9 protein-coding genes and 1 pseudogene are annotated in these 17,233 nt (G+C 61.8%); 1 reads left to right on the top strand and 9 read right to left on the bottom strand.

The window, feature by feature from the left end; all coding sequences use genetic code 11:
* Positions 1–175 precede the first annotated feature (175 nt).
* The 3 genes and pseudogenes from hemN to HU806_RS04405 form a co-directional block, all read right to left on the bottom strand.
* Positions 176–1,563: pseudogene (gene hemN, locus HU806_RS04415) on the bottom strand (oxygen-independent coproporphyrinogen III oxidase).
* Positions 1,560–2,915, bottom strand: coding sequence for an oxygen-independent coproporphyrinogen III oxidase (locus HU806_RS04410; RefSeq protein ID WP_186610157.1), 1,356 nt, complete (start codon positions 2,913–2,915; stop codon positions 1,560–1,562). The pseudogene hemN and the gene HU806_RS04410 overlap by 4 nt, the downstream one beginning before the upstream one ends.
* 84 nt (positions 2,916–2,999) lie before the next feature.
* Positions 3,000–3,443, bottom strand: a complete 444-nt coding sequence (locus HU806_RS04405; protein WP_186610148.1) for a CopD family copper resistance protein — start codon at positions 3,441–3,443, stop codon at positions 3,000–3,002.
* 303 nt (positions 3,444–3,746) lie between these two features.
* On the opposite strand from HU806_RS04405, the gene HU806_RS04400 reads away from it, so the two are divergent.
* A complete protein-coding gene (locus tag HU806_RS04400; protein ID WP_186610147.1) occupies positions 3,747–9,359 on the top strand; it encodes a putative Ig domain-containing protein in 5,613 nt (1,870 codons plus the stop codon).
* A 90-nt stretch (positions 9,360–9,449) separates the two neighbouring features.
* Here HU806_RS04400 and HU806_RS04395 read toward each other — a convergent pair whose 3' ends face one another.
* From HU806_RS04395 to HU806_RS04370, 6 genes are all read right to left on the bottom strand, one after another.
* Complete coding sequence (locus tag HU806_RS04395; protein ID WP_186610145.1) at positions 9,450–10,799, bottom strand: TolC family outer membrane protein; 1,350 nt, start codon at positions 10,797–10,799, stop codon at positions 9,450–9,452.
* Between the two features lie 2 nt (positions 10,800–10,801).
* Positions 10,802–12,172, bottom strand: a complete 1,371-nt coding sequence (locus HU806_RS04390) for an HlyD family type I secretion periplasmic adaptor subunit (RefSeq protein WP_186610140.1) — start codon at positions 12,170–12,172, stop codon at positions 10,802–10,804.
* The gene (locus tag HU806_RS04385; protein WP_186610138.1) at positions 12,165–13,886 is read right to left on the bottom strand and encodes a type I secretion system permease/ATPase; all 1,722 of its coding nucleotides are present in this window, start codon (positions 13,884–13,886) and stop codon (positions 12,165–12,167) included. Before HU806_RS04385 ends, HU806_RS04390 begins: the two co-directional genes overlap by 8 nt.
* Before the next feature lie 288 nt (positions 13,887–14,174).
* On the bottom strand, positions 14,175–15,575 hold the full coding sequence (locus HU806_RS04380) for an amino acid permease (protein ID WP_186610136.1): 1,401 nt from the start codon (positions 15,573–15,575) through the stop codon (positions 14,175–14,177).
* A 224-nt stretch (positions 15,576–15,799) separates the two neighbouring features.
* Entirely contained in the window at positions 15,800–16,447 is a 648-nt protein-coding gene (locus HU806_RS04375; protein ID WP_186610134.1) for a response regulator transcription factor, read from the bottom strand.
* Between the two features lie 79 nt (positions 16,448–16,526).
* Positions 16,527–17,126 carry a lecithin retinol acyltransferase family protein gene (locus HU806_RS04370; RefSeq protein WP_186610132.1) on the bottom strand — a complete coding sequence of 200 codons (600 nt, stop codon included), beginning with the start codon at positions 17,124–17,126 and terminating at the stop codon, positions 16,527–16,529.
* Positions 17,127–17,233 lie beyond the last annotated feature (107 nt).

Here is a 17,233-nt window from a genome sequence, read left to right as displayed (position 1 = left end):
ACCGCTGCGCAGCCGAGCGGGAGCAAGCTCCCTCGCCACAGAAGCCTGTGCCCCAGAACCCTGCGTATCCTCGGGAAAGCATGTTGCTGACAGACTCCCACCAATCGGCATAGCACTCTCTTGTGGTGCGACGTTTCGCTAAATCCCCTCGCCACAAGTGCTACTCAGTAGCTTCTCAAACAGTGCGCGAATACTGCACCGTCTGCTCCCCCGCCAGGTACGCATCGAACGCCATGGCCACGTTGCGCATCATCAGTTGCCCCTGGGGCAACAACACCAGCGAGTCCTCATGGATCGCCAATAATCCATCGCCCACCAATTCCTCGAGCCGCTCCAGCGCGTCAACGAAGTACTCGACAAAGTGGATGCCGTGATCCGCTTCGATCCGACCGAAATCAATCCGCCCGTGGCACATCAATTCGCTGATCACTTCGCGCCGCAAGCGGTCGTCATCGCTCAGGTGGTAACCCCGTTGCACCGGCAACAAGCCCTGGTCCAGCCACGCGTAGTATTGGGAAAGCTCCTTGACGTTCTGGTTATAGCTGTCACCGACCTTGCCGATTGAAGACACGCCCAGGCCAATCAGGTCGCAGTCTGCATGGGTGGAATAGCCCTGAAAATTACGCTGCAAGGTCCCCCGGGAACGGGCACGCACCAGTTCGTCGTCCGGCAAGGCGAAGTGATCCATGCCGATGTAGACGTAACCGGCCGCGGTCAGGCGGTTGATGGTCAGTTCCAGCAGTTCCAGCTTGCGTTCGGGTGGCGGCATGTCTTCGGGCCGGATCATCCGTTGCGCCCTCACCCGTTGCGGCAGGTGCGCGTAGCTGTACGCGGCGATCCGGTCAGGGCGCAAGGCGATGATCTTGCTCAAGGTGGCATCGAAACTGGCCAGGGTCTGCAGCGGCAGGCCGTAGATCAGATCGACGCTGATCGACTTGAATCGAGCCAGCCGGGCCGCCTCTACCAGCTCGCCGACCTGGGCCTCGCTTTGCACCCGATTGACCGCGGCCTGCACTTGCGCATCGAAATCCTGGATGCCGAAGCTCAGGCGGTTGAAGCCAAGCGAAGCAAGCCTTGGATCTGTCCGGCATCTATCGTGCGGGGATCGACCTCAATGGAAAACTCATGGTCGTCACTGTCGTCCATGTCGAATGATTCGTGCAGGCAGTCCATCAGGTCAGCCAGTTGCTCATGGCTCAGGTAAGTCGGCGTGCCTCCGCCCAGGTGCAGTTGGGTCAACTTGCGCGAGCGCTCGAACAAGGCGGCTTGCAAGGCGATCTCGCGCTTGAGGTACGACAGATACTCGGCGGCGCGATGGGTCTTGCGCGTGATGATCTTGTTGCAGGCGCAGTAGTAGCAAAGGCTCTGGCAGAACGGGATATGGATATACACCGAGAGCGGCTTGGGCACCTGCGCCTGGTGGCTGCGTCGGGCCGCCTGGCGGTATTCATCCAGGGCGAACGCTTGGTGAAATTGCGGCGCGGTGGGATAGGACGTATAGCGAGGTCCCGGGCGATCGTATTTTTCGACCAGAGTGCGATTGAAACCGGTGGCTGCGTTCATGAAGACTTCAACTTTTCAAAATAGTGTAGGCCCGCGCCCGCAAGTTCCGGGTCGAACAGGTTGCAGATCGCGTCTACGCTCAGGCGCCCAGCGGGCAGGATGCCGATGAAACGGCTCGACAGCTCGATCAATCCCTGAACGTGCAACTGTTCCAACAAAGGCCAGACGCCTGCGAAATACTCGCGAAACACCAGGCCGAAACGCCTTTCGACCGCTGGGATATCCAGCTCCAGGTCACACGACAACTGTTCGGTGACCGTGGCCCTGATCAAGTCCTGCGCCTCGCAACGCCAGCCACGGCACACCGGCAATTGCCCGGCATCGAGTTGCTGGCAGTACTGGAGGAGGTCGTCGGTGTTCTGCACGTACAGGTGCTCGATCTGGGTGATGGCCGACAAGCCGAATCCCACATGATCGCAACAACCGTGACGGGTGAAACCCTGGCAGTTGCGATGCAGGCGTCCATGTTCCTGGGCGACCGCCAGGTCATCGTCAGCCCGGACAAACTGCCCCAGGCCGATGTAGTGGTAACCGGCCTCGAGCAGTTGTTCGCAGCAACTGCGACGCATCGCGCCCTTGTCGGTCTCGCTGCAAAAGGCTGCGGCCCCTCCGGCGTTGTTGGAACGGTAGCGATAAGGCGCGCGGGCGTAATCGAAGACGTAGAGGCGATCCGGTTCCAGCTCGATCAATGTGGCCAGTTTCTGGGCGAAACTCTGGGGAGTCTGCCAGGCATGACCGTAGCCCAAGTCAATGTTGATCGAGCGAAAACCAAAGGTCCGCGCCGCATCGATCAGCGAGTGGATCGGGGCTGGGTTCTGGTAGCAATCGATGGACAACTCGCTGTCGCGCCCGATGTCCGGAACGCCGATGCTGACATGGGTGAAACCCTGGTCACGGATCAGCCCCATGGTCGACCAGTCGGTATGGTGCAAGTCGACTTCGATGCTGTGGTCACCGCTTTCGCAGAAATCGAAACGCTTGCGCAGGTCGCTCATCAACCTTTGCAGGTGCGTAATCACCGGCGTTCCGCCGGTCAGGCAGAACTGCTCGACCCGCCGCCCCGAGCCCAGGTGACAGGCAACCAGGCCCATCTCATAGGTCAGGCGCTGCAGATAGCCGTCGATTTCCCCGCATTGGCACACGCTGGCCAGGGTCGAGCAGGAGGCTAACCTCAAGCGCGACGGCAAATGCACCGTCAGCGACAGGGGCCGGCGCTTTTGGCGGCTGGAGCGTAACCCCCTGAGCAGGTCGAGCGAGCCGATGCCTGGGTGGAATTTACGCGCACCGATCGGGCAATTCACCTGCGCAACCGCTGGCGCAGACTCATCGAGGATATGAAACAGGTCGAACATGACAATCTCCGAGTGGCTGCGCGACAACAGTGTCGGGCTTATCCCACGCGGCCACCTTGACCTGTATCAAGCGCACTGCTCGCGCTACCCATTGAGGTAGAACATGCCCTTGGCCAGCAGCACGATTGCGACCAGATGCAAGAAGACGCTGGCGTGGATGAATCGGACGTAACCGGCTTTCATGCGCCCGCTTCGAAACAGCCACATCGCCCAGAGGAAATGCCCCAGCACACTGGCCGCCAGGAGGATCTTCAACCCAAGCAACACGCCAAAGGACGATTGCAATGGCGACGCCAGCACCGCCCGGTAACGCAGCCAGACCATGGCCACGCCAGCGCCGAACAACACCAGCAATACCCAGGGCATCAATTGTCGGGCACGCCGGCTGATGCCCTGCTCAAGCAGCACCATCACTTTGGTGGGCAGTTGTTGGCGGATGCTTTCCAGGAACAGCACCTCGAAGAACACCGTGCCAATGAAGATCAGCGCGGCGAACAGGTGCAAAGTCAGAAACAGCGGATACGTCATGGGGCTCCCCGGCGGCACTTGGGGCGCTGCCTTTATTCAAGGCTAACGCCGGTCGAGCATGGGGAGGTTGACGCCAATCAAGTAAAAGCTCGCGCTCACCCATTCACCGTTGATCGGCAATAAGCGTCAACAAAACGTTACACATCGGCGAAGACCAGACAACCGTCGATCAGATCATTCAGTTTTTTGACACTTCGCCGATGTGCGGTCACAACTTTTTCGCTCCGCTGGGTCTTAACACCGAGGTCGCCGATGGAATATTGGCAGCCACCGAGGTTTTGAGCCTGATACGGAGATAAGTCCATGATTTTCAACGTACAAAATTTTGGCGCCAAAGGAGATGGCGTTACTGACGACACGGCGGCCATTCAAAGTGCGATCGATGCGGCAGCGGCCGCAGGCGGCGGTCAGGTGTACATGCCGACCGGGACCTACATCGTTTCGGGGGGAGTGGAACCTTCCGATGGCTGCCTGATGCTCAAGAGCAACGTCTACCTGTACGGCGACGGCATGGGCGACACCACGGTCAAGCTGGCCGACGGCTCCGACACCAAGATCACCGGTATTATTCGCTCGGCCTATGGCGAGGAAACCCACGATTTCGGCGTCAGCAACCTCACCATCGACGGTAACCGCGACGCCACCACCGGCAAGGTGGACGGCTGGTTCAACGGTTATATTCCCGGCGAAGAAGGCTACGATTCCAACGTTACCCTCGACAGCGTCGAGATCAAGGATTGCTCCGGGTACGGCTTCGACCCCCACGAGCAAACCGTCAACATGGTCATCAAGAACAGTGTGTCCCACGGCAACGGCCTGGATGGTTTCGTTGCCGACTTCCTCAGCGACAGCACTTTCGAAAACAACATCGCCTACGACAACGACCGCCACGGCTTCAACGTCGTCACCAGCACCCACGACTTCACCCTCGCCAACAACGTCGCCTACAACAACGGCGGCAACGGCATCGTGGTGCAGCGGGGCAGCGAGGACATTCCCTCCCCCAGCAACATCACCATCACCGGCGGCGAGGTGTACGGCAACGGCGCCGAAGGCGTGCTGATCAAGCTGTCCAGCGACGTGACCGTCACTGGCGTCGACATTCACGACAACGCCAGCGCCGGGGTCCGTATCTACGGCAGCAATCACGTCGAGGTCCTCGACAACACGCTCAACAACAATGCGTTGGGCAGCGCGGTACCGGAAATCATCATCCAGTCCTACGATGACACGCTTGGCGTGTCCGGAAAGTACTTCAACGGCAGCGACAACCTGATCCAGGGCAACGTCATCAGCGGCAGCAACCTTTCCACCTACGGCGTCGCCGAGCGCAACGAAGACGGCACCGATCGCAACGCGATCATCGCCAACACCATCAGCCACACCAGCAAGGGCGCCACGCTGGTCTACGGCGACGGCAGCTACGTCAGCGCCACGGTGCCAATGACCACGGTTCAAGGCACGGCGGGCAATGACATCCTGACGGGCACCAGCGCCAGCGAGATCTTCTACGGTGCAGCCGGCAACGACACCATCAACGGCGCGGCTGGCAGCGACATCCTGGTGGGCGGCGCGGGCGTCGACAAACTCACCGGCGGCACAGGCGCCGATGTGTTCCGCTTCGCCAGCCAGTCCGACAGCTACCGCAATGCAACCGCAAGCTTCGATGACACCATCGCCGATTTCGACGTCACCCAGGACAAGATCGACCTCGCCGACCTCGGCTTTACCGGCCTGGGCAATGGCCGTGGCGGCACCTTGCAAGTCAGCTACAACGCCAGCAGCGACCGCACCTATATCAAGGATTACGACGCCGACGGCAGCGGCAATCGCTTCGAGCTGATTCTCTCGGGCAACCTGGCAAGCACCCTGACGGCGGACAACTTCATTTTCAACCGGGTGATTACTGGCACCGCCGGCAGCGACTCGTTGCTGGGCACCGATGCGGCCGACACCCTGCTCGGCCTGGCTGGCAATGACAGCCTCAGTGGCGGCGCGGGCGGCGACAAGCTCAACGGCGGCGCCGGCATGGATACCCTCACCGGCGGCGCCGGGGCGGATACCTTCGTGTTCGCCAACCGCATGGACAGCTACCGCAACTACAATACCGGTGGCGCCAACCTCGGAGACCTGATCACCGATTTCGACATCGGCGCCGACAAGATCGACCTTTCCGCCATGGGATTCACCGGCCTGGGCGACGGCAAGAACAACACCGTCTACCTGGTTCTCAACAGTGCCGGCACCAAGACCTATATCAAGTCGCTGGAGGCCGATGCCAATGGCAACCGCTTCGAAGTGGCCCTGGACGGCAACTACCTCAACACCCTGACCAGCGCCAACTTCGTCTTCGCCACCTCGTCGCCGACCAACCAGGCGCCCGTGCTGGCCACGCCCTTGCTAGACCAGAACGCGAATGAAAAAACACCGTTCAGCTACGTGGTGCCAGCCACCAGTTTCAGCGACCCGGACAATGACACCCTCAGCTATACCGCCAAGCTGGCCGATGGCAATGCCTTGCCCAGTTGGCTGACATTCGATGCCGCCACGCGCACCTTCAGCGGCACGCCACCGGACACGGCGTCGGGCACCTACTCGATCCAAGTCACCGCAACCGACGGCAGCAACGCCACCGTCAGCGACAGCTTCACCCTGGCCGTACAAGACGTGCCCAGCTCCGTGGTGATCAACGGCACGCCGAACAACGACACGCTGACCGGCACTGTCGCCAACGAGCAGATTTTCGGCGGCGCGGGCAACGATACGATCAACGGCGCAGCCGGCAACGACATCCTGGTGGGTGGCACCGGCGTGGACAAACTCACCGGCGGCACTGGCGCCGATGTATTCCGCTACACCTCCAAGCTCGACAGCTACCGCACCAGTTCCACCAGCGCCAGTGACCAGATCCTCGATTTCGACGTGGCCGCCGACAAGATCGACGTCTCGGCCCTGGGCTACACCGGGCTGGGCAACGGGCTCAATGGCACCCTGCAGGTCACTTACAGCTCGTCGACCAACCGCACCTACCTCAAGGACCTCACGGTCGATGCCAATGGCAACCGCTTCGAAATATCGATGGCGGGCAATTTCGTCAGCAGCCTGACGGCCAGTCATTTTGTCTTCGCCGACCAGAACACCCCGACCAACGTGGCGCCGGTGGTGGTCATCCCGCTCCTGGACCAGAACACCAGCGAAAGCACGCCATTCAGCTACACCGTGGCAAGCAATAGCTTCACCGACGCCAACCAGGATGTGTTGACCTACACCGCGACCCTCGCCAACGGCAGCGCCCTGCCCTCATGGCTGAGCTTCAATGCCACCAACCTGACCTTCACCGGCACGCCCACTGGCACCGCGGCAGGCAACTATGACGTACTGGTCAAGGCCACCGACCCCTCCGGCGCATCGGTCAGCGACAGTTTTGCCCTGGTGGTGGCCGATGCCCCCGCCAACACCATCACCGGCACGGCCAATGCCGAGAGCCTGAACGGCACGGCCGGCGCCGATCTGATCCTGGGCCTGGGTGGTAACGACACCATCAAGGCCGGCACCGGTGCCGACATCGTCGATGGCGGTGCCGGGCGCGACTCGCTGTATGGCGGCGATGGCGGCGACACGTTCCGCTACAACAACCTGTCCGACAGCTACCGCGACTACGACACCGGAGGCGTCACCGCCACGGACACGATCTACGACTTCACCGCGGGCGTCGACAAGATCGACGTGTCCGGGCTGGGTTTCCTCGGCCTGGGCGATGGCAGCAATGGCACGCTCTACATGACCTTGAACGCGGCCGGCGACAAGACCTACATCAAGTCGAGCCAGGCCGACGCCGATGGCAATCGCTTCGAGATCGCCCTGAACGGCAACTACCTCAACACCCTGACCGCCGATGATTTCGTCTTCGGCGAGCGCGCCCAGCAGGACATTCTTTACCTGCCGACTCTCGGCCAATCCAACGCGCGCCTGCTGCGCATGAGCGAAGACGACGATCAGTCCGGCACCTCGATGCTGGTCAACGACCTGAACAAATACACCACCTACGACGTGCGCAGCCAGTTCAGCGATGCCGACGGCAACGGCATCGATATTGCGGTGGGTGGCAGCACGGTCAACGGCTTGTCGACCCTCGGCGCCGAAGAGTTGAAATTGTGCTGGTGGTTGACCGACACCAACCAACCCGGGCCGGCGCTGTTGCGTGCGGTGACGTTGCTGCGCGACCAGCTCACGGAGCTGAAATCCATCGACAACGTCACGATGGGCATTGTCTGGGGCCAGGGCGAGGAAGCCGCCCAGGAAATCGCCCGCGCAACGGACAAGGAAGCGGCAGCGGCGGCCTACAAGGCGGCGACGCTGAAGGTCTTTGATTACTTGCACGCCCAGTTTGGCAATTTCAATGTGTACATGATGGAGACCGGTCACTACGAGCAGGACGCGGCACGTGCCCGTGGCTACTCGGAAGAGAAGATCGCTGCCATCGTCGCGGGCGTCGGTTATGTCCGCGCCACCCAGGAAGCCATCGCGGCCGAGCGCGCCGATGTGAAACTGGCGGTGGATTACACCGACCTGCCGCTGCGCTACGAAGTCGACCCGTTGGTGTATCCCGACGACGTCTGGCATCTGCATGAGGAGTCGGCGGAAATCGTCGGCCAGCGCCTGGCGGACTACATCGCAGGTGACCTCGGATTCCAGGGCAACCCTAACGACAACAACAGCGTCCAGGATATTTTCGATGGCGCGCAGAATGAAGGCGGGAAGATCTCCGGCACCGACCAGGCGGACACGCTGGTGGGCAGTTCCGGCAACGACATATTGGACGGAGACTTGGGTGCCGACTCGTTGACCGGTGGCGATGGCAACGACATCTACGTCGTCGACAACGCATTCGACAGCCTGGTGGAAACCAACACCTCGACCTCGCAGATCGATACGGTCCAGGCGTCGGTCAGCTGGACGCTCGGCGCCAACCTGGAAAACCTGGTGTTGACCGGCGTGTCGGACATCGACGGGACCGGCAACGAGCGTCGCAACTTCATCACTGGCAACGCGGCCAACAACGTGCTCAATGGCGCTGCGGGGGCTGACAGCATGAGCGGTGGCGACGGTAACGACACCTACTATGTCGACAACGCCAGCGATACGGCAATCGAGACCAGCAGCAACCCGGTGTCCGGCGGCATCGACAGCGTCCACAGCAGCCTGGCCACCTACACGCTGGGCAACAACGTGGAGAATCTGTACATCGACAGCGCCAGTGCCGCCAACGGGATCGGCAATGCGCTGGGCAATACGCTGTTCGCCGGTGCTGGCGACAACATCCTCGACGGGCGCGATGGCAATGACACGGCGTCGTTCGAGCGCGCGTCGGCCGGGGTGACCGTGAATCTGTCAACGTCCGCGCAACAAAACACCGTGGGCTCGGGGCTCGACACGCTGAAGTTCATCGAGAACCTGACGGGCAGTGCCTATGCGGACACCCTGTTGGGCAACAGTGCCGGGAACATCCTCAACGGCGGCGCGGGCAACGATACCTTGGTGGGCGGCTCGGGCGATGACCGCCTCATCGGCGGTGCCGGCACTGACAATCTCACCGGCGGCACGGGCGCGGATACTTATGCGTTTGGTGCACTGTCGGACCTGGGCGTCGGCGCAGCGCGCGATGTGATCAACGGTTTCAAGACGACGGAGCTCGATAAACTGGATTTCACCGGCCTGGACGCCAACCCGCTGACCGCCAATGTCGATGCGTTCAACTTCATCGGCAGCAACGCCTTTGACGCCAGCAACGCCACCGGCCAACTGCGCTTCGTCGACGGCATCCTCTACGGCAGCATCGACGCCGACGCCACCGCCGAGTTCGAATTCGAACTGGTTGGCGTCAAGGAGCTGCACGCCAGTGACTTCACTGCCTGAGTGATGGGGGCTGCTGCGCAGCCCAGCGGGGCGATGTTACGTTTCGCTAAATCCCCTCGCCACAAGAGCAACAGCCCGTGGGCCCCGGCCTTAGAACAAGCTCTGCACCTGTTCCAGCACCGCGCGGTTCATCTGGCCGGTGTGGATGTGCAGGCTTACATAGCTTTGCAGCATGTCCAGTTTGGTGTCGAGCAGGTCCCGGCGCGCCTGGAATAGCCGTTGCTGGGCATCGAGGATGTCGACCGTCGAACGTACCCCGCCTTGAAACCCCTTCTCCGTCGACGTCAGCGCCCGTTGGTTGGATTCCACCGCCCGTTGCATCGCCTTGCTCTTGGCAAAACCTGCCACCACACCCAGGTAATCGGTTTCGATGTCTTCGGCCAACTGCTGACGCTGCACGTCGTAATCGGACTGGGCGCCTGCAAGCTGTGCCTCGGCCTTGGCCACCGAGGCGCGCACTGCACCGCCGCGATACAACGGAATGTCCAATTGCACGCCAACGTAATAAGTGTCCTGGCGCGGGTCCAGCTCCTGGTACTGACGGGTTTCCCGGCGCGTCAACTGAGTGGTCAGCGACAGCGTTGGGTAGTGCCCGGCACGCTGGCTGTCGGCCTGCGCCTCGGCCACTTTCACCGCCGCCAGCCGGGCCGCCAGTTCCGGGCTGGCCTCGCGGGCAATTGCCGTCCAGTAAGGCAAATCCTGCTCCGGCGGGATCGGCGTTCCGGCGGGAAGTTCTTCGCGCATCGGTTGGATGTCATCAATCGGTACATTGGAACGGCCCGACAGCGCCCGCAGCGCAGCCACGCGCCGGGCGTTGGCTTCGGCTTCCTGGGCCTCCACCAGATCGAGCCGGGCCTGGGCCTCGTCGATGTCGGTGATCGCGCCCTGGCCACCCTGATAAAGCTTTTTGCTCTGGATCACCAACCCATTGATGGCGGTTTTCTGCTGGGCGATCAACTTGAGCTCGTTCTCGGCCCGAGCGACGTCGAAATAGCCCTTGGCAACCCGATCGAACAACGCCTGGCCGGCCACATCGAACTGTTGGCTACCGAGTGCTCCCCGGGCCTTGCCTTCCTGATACGCCGCCCAACGGCCCTTGTCATACAGCGGTTGCTGCGCAGCCAAGGTCACGTTGTTGGCCTGGTAATCGTTGCTATTGACGTAGCCGCTGTCATCACCGCCATCGGTACGCCCGCCATACCCATAACGCGATGACAACGACACTTGCGGGTACAGCCCGCCCCGGCCGATCGCCTCTTCCTGGCGCGACGCATCAAAGGCGTGGGTCGCCGCTTGCAAGGTCGGGTCGTTGAGACGCGAGGCATCGTAGGCGGCGATCAGGCTCAACCCGCCCTCCGCCGCCCACACCGGGCCGATCACTGCCCAACTGGTACACAAACTCAACAGCACACGGACGCCGTAACGGCAACGGTCGGTCATGCTCATTCCTCTTTGAAGGCAGCCAGCAAGCGTTCGCGCAAAGGTTTCATCAGATAGTTCATCAAGGTCCGCTCACCGGTCACCACGGTGACATCGGCGAGCATGCCCGGGCGCACCAGCAGCCCGGCCTCTTGCAGCGAAGCCACCGTGTCGGCGGGAATCTCGACCTTGGCGGAGAAGTACGGCTGGTGGGTTTGCTGGTCGATCAGCTGGTCCGCCGACACCGTGGTCACGGTGCCCGTCACCGTTGGCGTATCCACCCGTTGCAGGGCGGTGAAATGCACGTGCACCGGCAACCCCGGGCGCAGCTTGTTGGCCATCAGCGGCTCAAAGCGCGCGGTGATCGCCATCGGCGCGTCCAGTGGCACGACCTGCATCAGCGTTTGCCCGGCCTGGGCGACGCCCCCGACCGTGTGGATCGACATGTCCATCACCTGCCCGGCCACCGGTGCCCGGATCGCGCCGTTGTCCACTTCGAACTGCAAGGCGCGGATCTGATCGGCATAGCCCGCCGCCTCGGCGGACACTTCACTGAGCTGGGTTTCGGCATCGCGGCGAAACTCCTGCTGCGCCTGCAAAGCCTTGAGCCGGCTTTCATTGATCGCCTGGCGCGTCCTGCCGACGTCACCGATGCCGGAAGCAATCTGTCCGGCCAGTTGCGCGGCATTACGCTCGGCCTCGAAGAGCTTGTTGCGCGGCACGTAGCCTTCCCGGGCGAGTTCGCGCAGGCCTTCGAGTTCCTGCTGCTGGAAACGCATTTGCGCGTCGTAGTTGCGCTTGACCCCTTCGTACCCCTGCAACTGCTGCTGCAAAGCGCCAATTTCATGCTCAATGATCTGCAGGCGGCTACCCAGCTCGGCACGCCGCGTCAGGAACAACTGACTCTGCAGCGCCATGGCCGCCTTGACGCGCGGCTCTTCGGCCCGCTCCAGCAATTGCGCCGGCCACTGGATCTCAGCGGCACCCAGGCGTTCGGCGATCAATCGCGCCTCGATACTGCGGTCGTTGAGCAGCTTGCCCAGGGTGACGTCCAACTGCGATTGCGCTTGCACGGTGTTGAGCTGTACCAGCAACTGGCCCTGGCTGACGCGGTCACCGTCGCTGACCAGCAACTTCTCCACTACGCCGCCCACCAGCGATTGCACCGCCTTGCGCTCGCCCGCCACCACCACGGTGCCGCTGCCCACCACGCCCTGGTCGAGTGGCGCCAGAAAGGCCCAGAGCAGGAATCCGCCCAGCGTCAGGGCCAGGAAGATCACCCCGTAGCGCGCCGCGCCACCGGCATCGGTGCTGGCGCTGGGCAAGGTGTTGCTGCTGAGCACGCTCAAGCCGTGCTCGCCGTGGACCACCGTGGTCGGTTTCACATCACGCATCTTTGCCTGCCTCCCGCACGGCGGTTGGCCTTGGTCCCGGCATCAACGCCTTGAGCACCCGATCCCGAGGGCCGAACGCTTGTTGAGTCCCGTCCTTCAACACAAGGATGTGATCGACCACCGCCAGCACGTTGGGCCGGTGCGTGATCAGCACCACGGTGCTGCCGGCGGCCTTGAGCACGCCTATGGCCTGCACCAACGCCAGTTCGCCGGCTTCATCCAGATTGGAATTGGGCTCGTCGAGCACGATCAGCGACGGGCTGCCATACAGCGCGCGCGCCAGGCCCAGGCGTTGCTTCTGGCCGCCGGACAAGCCAAGCCCGCCGGGGCCCAACGGCGTGTCGTAACCCTTGGGGAATCTCAGGATCATTTCGTGGATGCCCGCGTGACGACCGGCGGCAATAATCTTGTCGGCGTCCTGCTCGCCGAAGCGGGCAATATTGTCGGCCACGCTGCCGTCGAACAGCTCGATGTCCTGCGGCAGATAACCCAGGTACGGGCCCAAGGCGTCATGAGACCATTGGCTGATCTCGGCATCGTCCAGCCGCACCGAGCCGCCCATGGCCGGCCATACCCCGACCAGCGCCCGGGCCAGCGTCGATTTACCGCTGGCGCTGGGACCGACCACCGCAAGCACCTCGCCTTTGCCCAGGCTGAAATTGATGCCCCGCAGGATCGGCTGCGAAGCACCGGGCGGCCCCACGTACAACTGCTCCAGGCGCACCGCGCCGGTGGGCGCAGGCAATGGCATGCGCAAGCGCTCGCGGGGATGTTGCGCCAGCAGTTGGCTCAGCCGCTGGTAACTCTGGCGACCGGCGTTGAACTGCTTCCACGAGCCGATGGCGATTTCCACCGGCGCCAGGGCACGCCCCAACAACAGCGACATGGCGATCATCATGCCCGCCGACAACTGGCCTTCCAGCACCAGCAGCGCGCCCAGCCCCAAGGCCAGGGACTGACCAGAAATGCGCACGAAACGAGTCGCCGAGGTGATACGCGCACCCCGATCACTGGCATGCGCCTGCGCCGCGATAATCCGTTGTTGCAGCAGGCTCCAGCGTTGACGCAGCGGCCCGAGCATGCCCAAGGCCTGGATGACTTCGGCGTTCTGCAGCGTGCTGTTGACGTAGATCGATGACTGCACGCCCAACCGATTGGCCTCCCCCAGCCGGACGCGGGTCGCCAGCTCGCCCCACAGCGCCAGCCCGACCAACGCCAGGGCGAGCACCAGGGTCAGCACGCCGAACCAGGGGTGAAAGATGAACGCCACCAAGAGGAAGATCGGCAACCACGGCGCATCGAGCAAGGCGATCAGGCCCTGGCCGGTAATCAGCTGTCGCAGGGTGGCCAGGTCGCTCAGGACCTGTGCCGGGTTGGCGTTGTGCTCACGCAGGCTGCGGGCAAAGGCCGCATCGAAAATCCGCTCGCCCAGGGCATCGTCCAGCCCGGCGCTCATGCGAATCATCACCTCGCCGCGCACCCACTCGATCAAGGCACTGAACATGAACAGTCCGAGGGCGATCAGTGTGAGCATGAACAAGGTGGTTTCGTTGCGGCTGGTCAGGACCCGGTCGTAGACCTGCATCATGTAGAGCGACGGCACCAGCACCAGTAGGTTGATCACCCCGCTGAACAGCGCCAGCGACCCGAACACCCGGCGATAACTGAGCAAAGCGGCGTCGATGTCGTGCCGAGGATCGAGGAGCAAACCCATAGATATCAACCCGCAAAAGGAATAAACGGTCCCGGCGCAATCCATGCGAATCTAGGCGTCAATAAAAGAGCGTCAGGTAGCTGACATTGTCGCTATATGAGCCGAACGTCGCCGCTACGGACGCCAAGTACTGACAACGCAACCTAGGGTTAGTGCCAGCATGGGATCGCTGTTTTTTAGGCGGGTCTTGCAAAACGGGCGGACAAAAAAGGGCTGCTGCACAGCCCAGTGGGAGCAAGCGCCCTCGCCACGATGAGGTGCGGACCCGGAAACGGACCCGCAGGGAGGCTAGCTCAGGGAAACCGCCTCCTCAGGCTGCGGAGGATGTCGCGAAGTCACCAGGCCGAGGAACGAAACGACCAAGGCCAGGCCAAGGGTCGCGCTCACCTCGCTGCGGTGCTCGGGTGTCACCATCATGACCGCCAGGGCCCCTGTGATGAAAATGATCACCGCCCAGGTCAGCCAAGGAAATAACCACATGCGAAAGGCCGGCTCGACGCCTTGCCGACGCAGTAACCGGCGCATGCGCAGTTGGGAAACGGCAATGACCAGATAAACCAGCAGAGCGATGGCGCCAGAACTGGCGAGCAGGAACTGGAACAAGCCTGCCGGCATGAAGAAGCTGAACAAGGTGATGCCCAATCCCAGAATCGTGCTGGCAATCACCGCCCTCCGGGGCACGCCAGCGGACGAAGTCGCTTCCACCGCTCCCGGCGCATCGCCACGACGGCCGAGGGAATACAACATGCGCGAGGCGATGTAGATAGATGAATTCATGCAACTCGCCACGGCGATCAACACCACCACATCCACCATGAATTTGGCGTGGGGAATGTTCATCAATTCCAGCGCCCGCTGGTAGGAGCCCACGGAAGCCAGGAGCGGATCGTTCCAGGGCACTACGGAAATGACCACGAAGATCGATAACAGGTAGAACACGCCGATGCGCCAGATCACCGAGCGGGTGGCCTTGGCGATGTTTTGTGCAGGATTGCTGGACTCGGCGGCGGCGATCGTCACCGCCTCGGTGCCAATGAAACTGAACATGATGGTGATGAAAGCCCCGACGACGGCTGACAATCCGTTGGGCGCAAATCCGCCGTGCTCTTCCATCAAGCGACTCAAGCCACTGGCTTCACGCTCGGGAATCCAACCCATCAACACGGCGAACCCCAGGGAGATAAAACCGATGATCGCCACGACCTTGGCCATCGCGAACCAGAACTCGAACTCGCCGTACTTCGAAACGCTGAACAGATTGGTTACAGCCAGGGCGACGATCGACACCGAAGCGAACAGCCAGGCATCGACGGAGGGAAACCATTGGTTCAGCACATGGCCGGCGGCAAGCGCCTCGATGGGGATTACCAACACCCAGAACCACCAATAGAGCCAGCCGATGGTGAAGCCGGCCCAGCGTCCGATCGCCTGGTCGGCGTAGGTGGAAAATGAACCGGTGTCCGGGCGGGCGACGGCCATCTCGCCGAGCATGCGCATGACGAGCACCACCAGCAGGCCAGAGAAAAGATACGCCAGCATCACGGCCGGTCCCGCGGCAGCGATGGCATGGCCCGATCCGACAAACAGACCGGCGCCGATGATCCCGGCAATTGAAAGCATGGTGACGTGACGAGGCTTGAAGCCCTGTGCAAGGTGGCCGTTCGAATCCTTGAAGGTCGGGCTGGTCATTTTTGTTCTCTTATCGACAGTGAGGCGTGTCGAGGGACTGTCGGTGCTGGTTGGTTTTCGCTCCTCCTGAAAGCGGCACACCCTGGATGTCTGATCCGTCCCTCGTGAATTGGGCTTTGCAGTTGAAATGTTGTGCCACGTTACCCGCCTACGCTGCCGAGTCAGTTACCTGTGAGCGCCGCCTTTTTGCCTGATCTCGCCAACGCATAATGGCGTTTGGCCGGTTATAAAGGCTCTGCGCCGAGGGTTTCAGCCATTCGCACCAAGTCGGCGAACGACTTGGCATGCATTTTTTTCATGGCATGGGCGCGATGGATTTTCACGGTGATCTCGCTCAGGTTCATTTGCCCGGCGATCTGCTTGTTCATCAGTCCCTTGGCCGCCAGGCCCATGACTTCTTTTTCGCGGGCCGTCAGGGTCTGGTAACGGGCGTGCAGGCCCGAGAGTTGCTGCTCGACCTCCCTTCGCTTGACGTCAGCCTGAAGTGCAGCTGAGACGGCGTCGAGCAGGTCCTGTTCGCGAAACGGTTTGGCGAGGAAATCCATGGCACCGGCTTTCATCGCCTTGACGGACATTTCAATGTCGCCGTGACCGGTGATAAAGATGATGGGAATCCGGATATTCGACGCAGCCAACTGACGCTGGAAATCCAGTCCGCTGCTGCCTTGTAATCGGACATCGAGCACGAGGCAACTGGCGCAATCAGGCTTGGGCCATTGGAGGAACTCGGCGGTGGACGCAAATGTCTCGACGCGCATGCCGACAGAGCGCAGGAGGTTGCTCAATGCACATCGTATGGAGGCATCGTCGTCCAGGACGAACACAACGGGACCTTCGCTGCCCGGCGAATGAGTTTTTGAATTGCCGTTCATGCACGATCCTCTAGCGGGTGGATTGAAAAAGCCTAGCACAGCGCCTCCGACGCCGAATTGACCTGACGTGCCGTGATCCTCACGCAACGAAGTGAGCGTTCAGTACAGTAATCGTTGCGAGGAATTCGCGCGGGCGGTGCCAGTATGCCCCGACTTGGGCGCTGTAACTCCTCCCAGTCAGGCACCAGGTGCAGAAGTGTTCGCAGTTGTTGGTAAAGAGGCTGTAGCGGTTCTCACCCAGTCTCGAGCGGGCCCGATGGGCTACTTCATCGGCTGGATAACGGGCGGGTTGCTCGACGATCCACACGGGCCTGCCACTGGCGAAATGCGCCAGGTCGGTCACTTCGATGGGACCCGCTTCAAGCGCACCGCTAAACCCCGAATAATGGGCAACGGCACCGGCGCCCAGGTAAATCCCATGATGGATATAGAACCGGCGCGGACTGATCAAATGCGCCCCGACGGGCACTTCATCCAGAGCTTCGATATCGACCCGTTTCAACGACTCGATTGCCAGCGCTCCAGGTCTCTTGGTTCCGTGGCGGGCTTCCGGGGACACGCCCGCCTGCGCAGGCTCGGTCACGCGATAGGAGACGTTGGCGGTAACCAACGCCAGGCAGATAAGCACTATTGAACGAAGTGACGAAAATTCATCCGCCGCGATGCCTGTCAGTTTCATTGCCAGATACTCCGCAACCCATGGCAATCACTGTATCGCTCGGGTTCGCGGAGATCATTTGTACCTGGGATTGGCGCACTGATCGATTGATATGCGCCCTGTAAACC

It is taken from the genome of Pseudomonas sp. SWRI154, from assembly GCF_014268645.1.
In the GTDB taxonomy this organism is placed as follows: domain Bacteria; phylum Pseudomonadota; class Gammaproteobacteria; order Pseudomonadales; family Pseudomonadaceae; genus Aquipseudomonas; species Aquipseudomonas marvdashtae.
Note: the sequence above shows the minus strand (reverse complement) of the source record. Positions and strands in the feature narration are given on the sequence as shown.

Excerpts from the sequence above, each read along its gene's own strand:
- HU806_RS04410 (WP_186610157.1), bottom strand. The coding sequence starts at position 2,915 with ATGTTCGACCTGTTTCATATCCTCGATGAGTCTGCGCCAGCGGTTGCG.
- HU806_RS04405 (WP_186610148.1), bottom strand. The coding sequence starts at position 3,443 with ATGACGTATCCGCTGTTTCTGACTTTGCACCTGTTCGCCGCGCTGATC.
- HU806_RS04400 (WP_186610147.1), top strand. The coding sequence starts at position 3,747 with ATGATTTTCAACGTACAAAATTTTGGCGCCAAAGGAGATGGCGTTACT.
- HU806_RS04395 (WP_186610145.1), bottom strand. The coding sequence starts at position 10,799 with ATGACCGACCGTTGCCGTTACGGCGTCCGTGTGCTGTTGAGTTTGTGT.
- HU806_RS04390 (WP_186610140.1), bottom strand. The coding sequence starts at position 12,172 with ATGCGTGATGTGAAACCGACCACGGTGGTCCACGGCGAGCACGGCTTG.
- HU806_RS04385 (WP_186610138.1), bottom strand. The coding sequence starts at position 13,886 with ATGGGTTTGCTCCTCGATCCTCGGCACGACATCGACGCCGCTTTGCTC.
- HU806_RS04380 (WP_186610136.1), bottom strand. The coding sequence starts at position 15,575 with ATGACCAGCCCGACCTTCAAGGATTCGAACGGCCACCTTGCACAGGGC.
- HU806_RS04375 (WP_186610134.1), bottom strand. The coding sequence starts at position 16,447 with ATGAACGGCAATTCAAAAACTCATTCGCCGGGCAGCGAAGGTCCCGTT.
- HU806_RS04370 (WP_186610132.1), bottom strand. The coding sequence starts at position 17,126 with ATGAAACTGACAGGCATCGCGGCGGATGAATTTTCGTCACTTCGTTCA.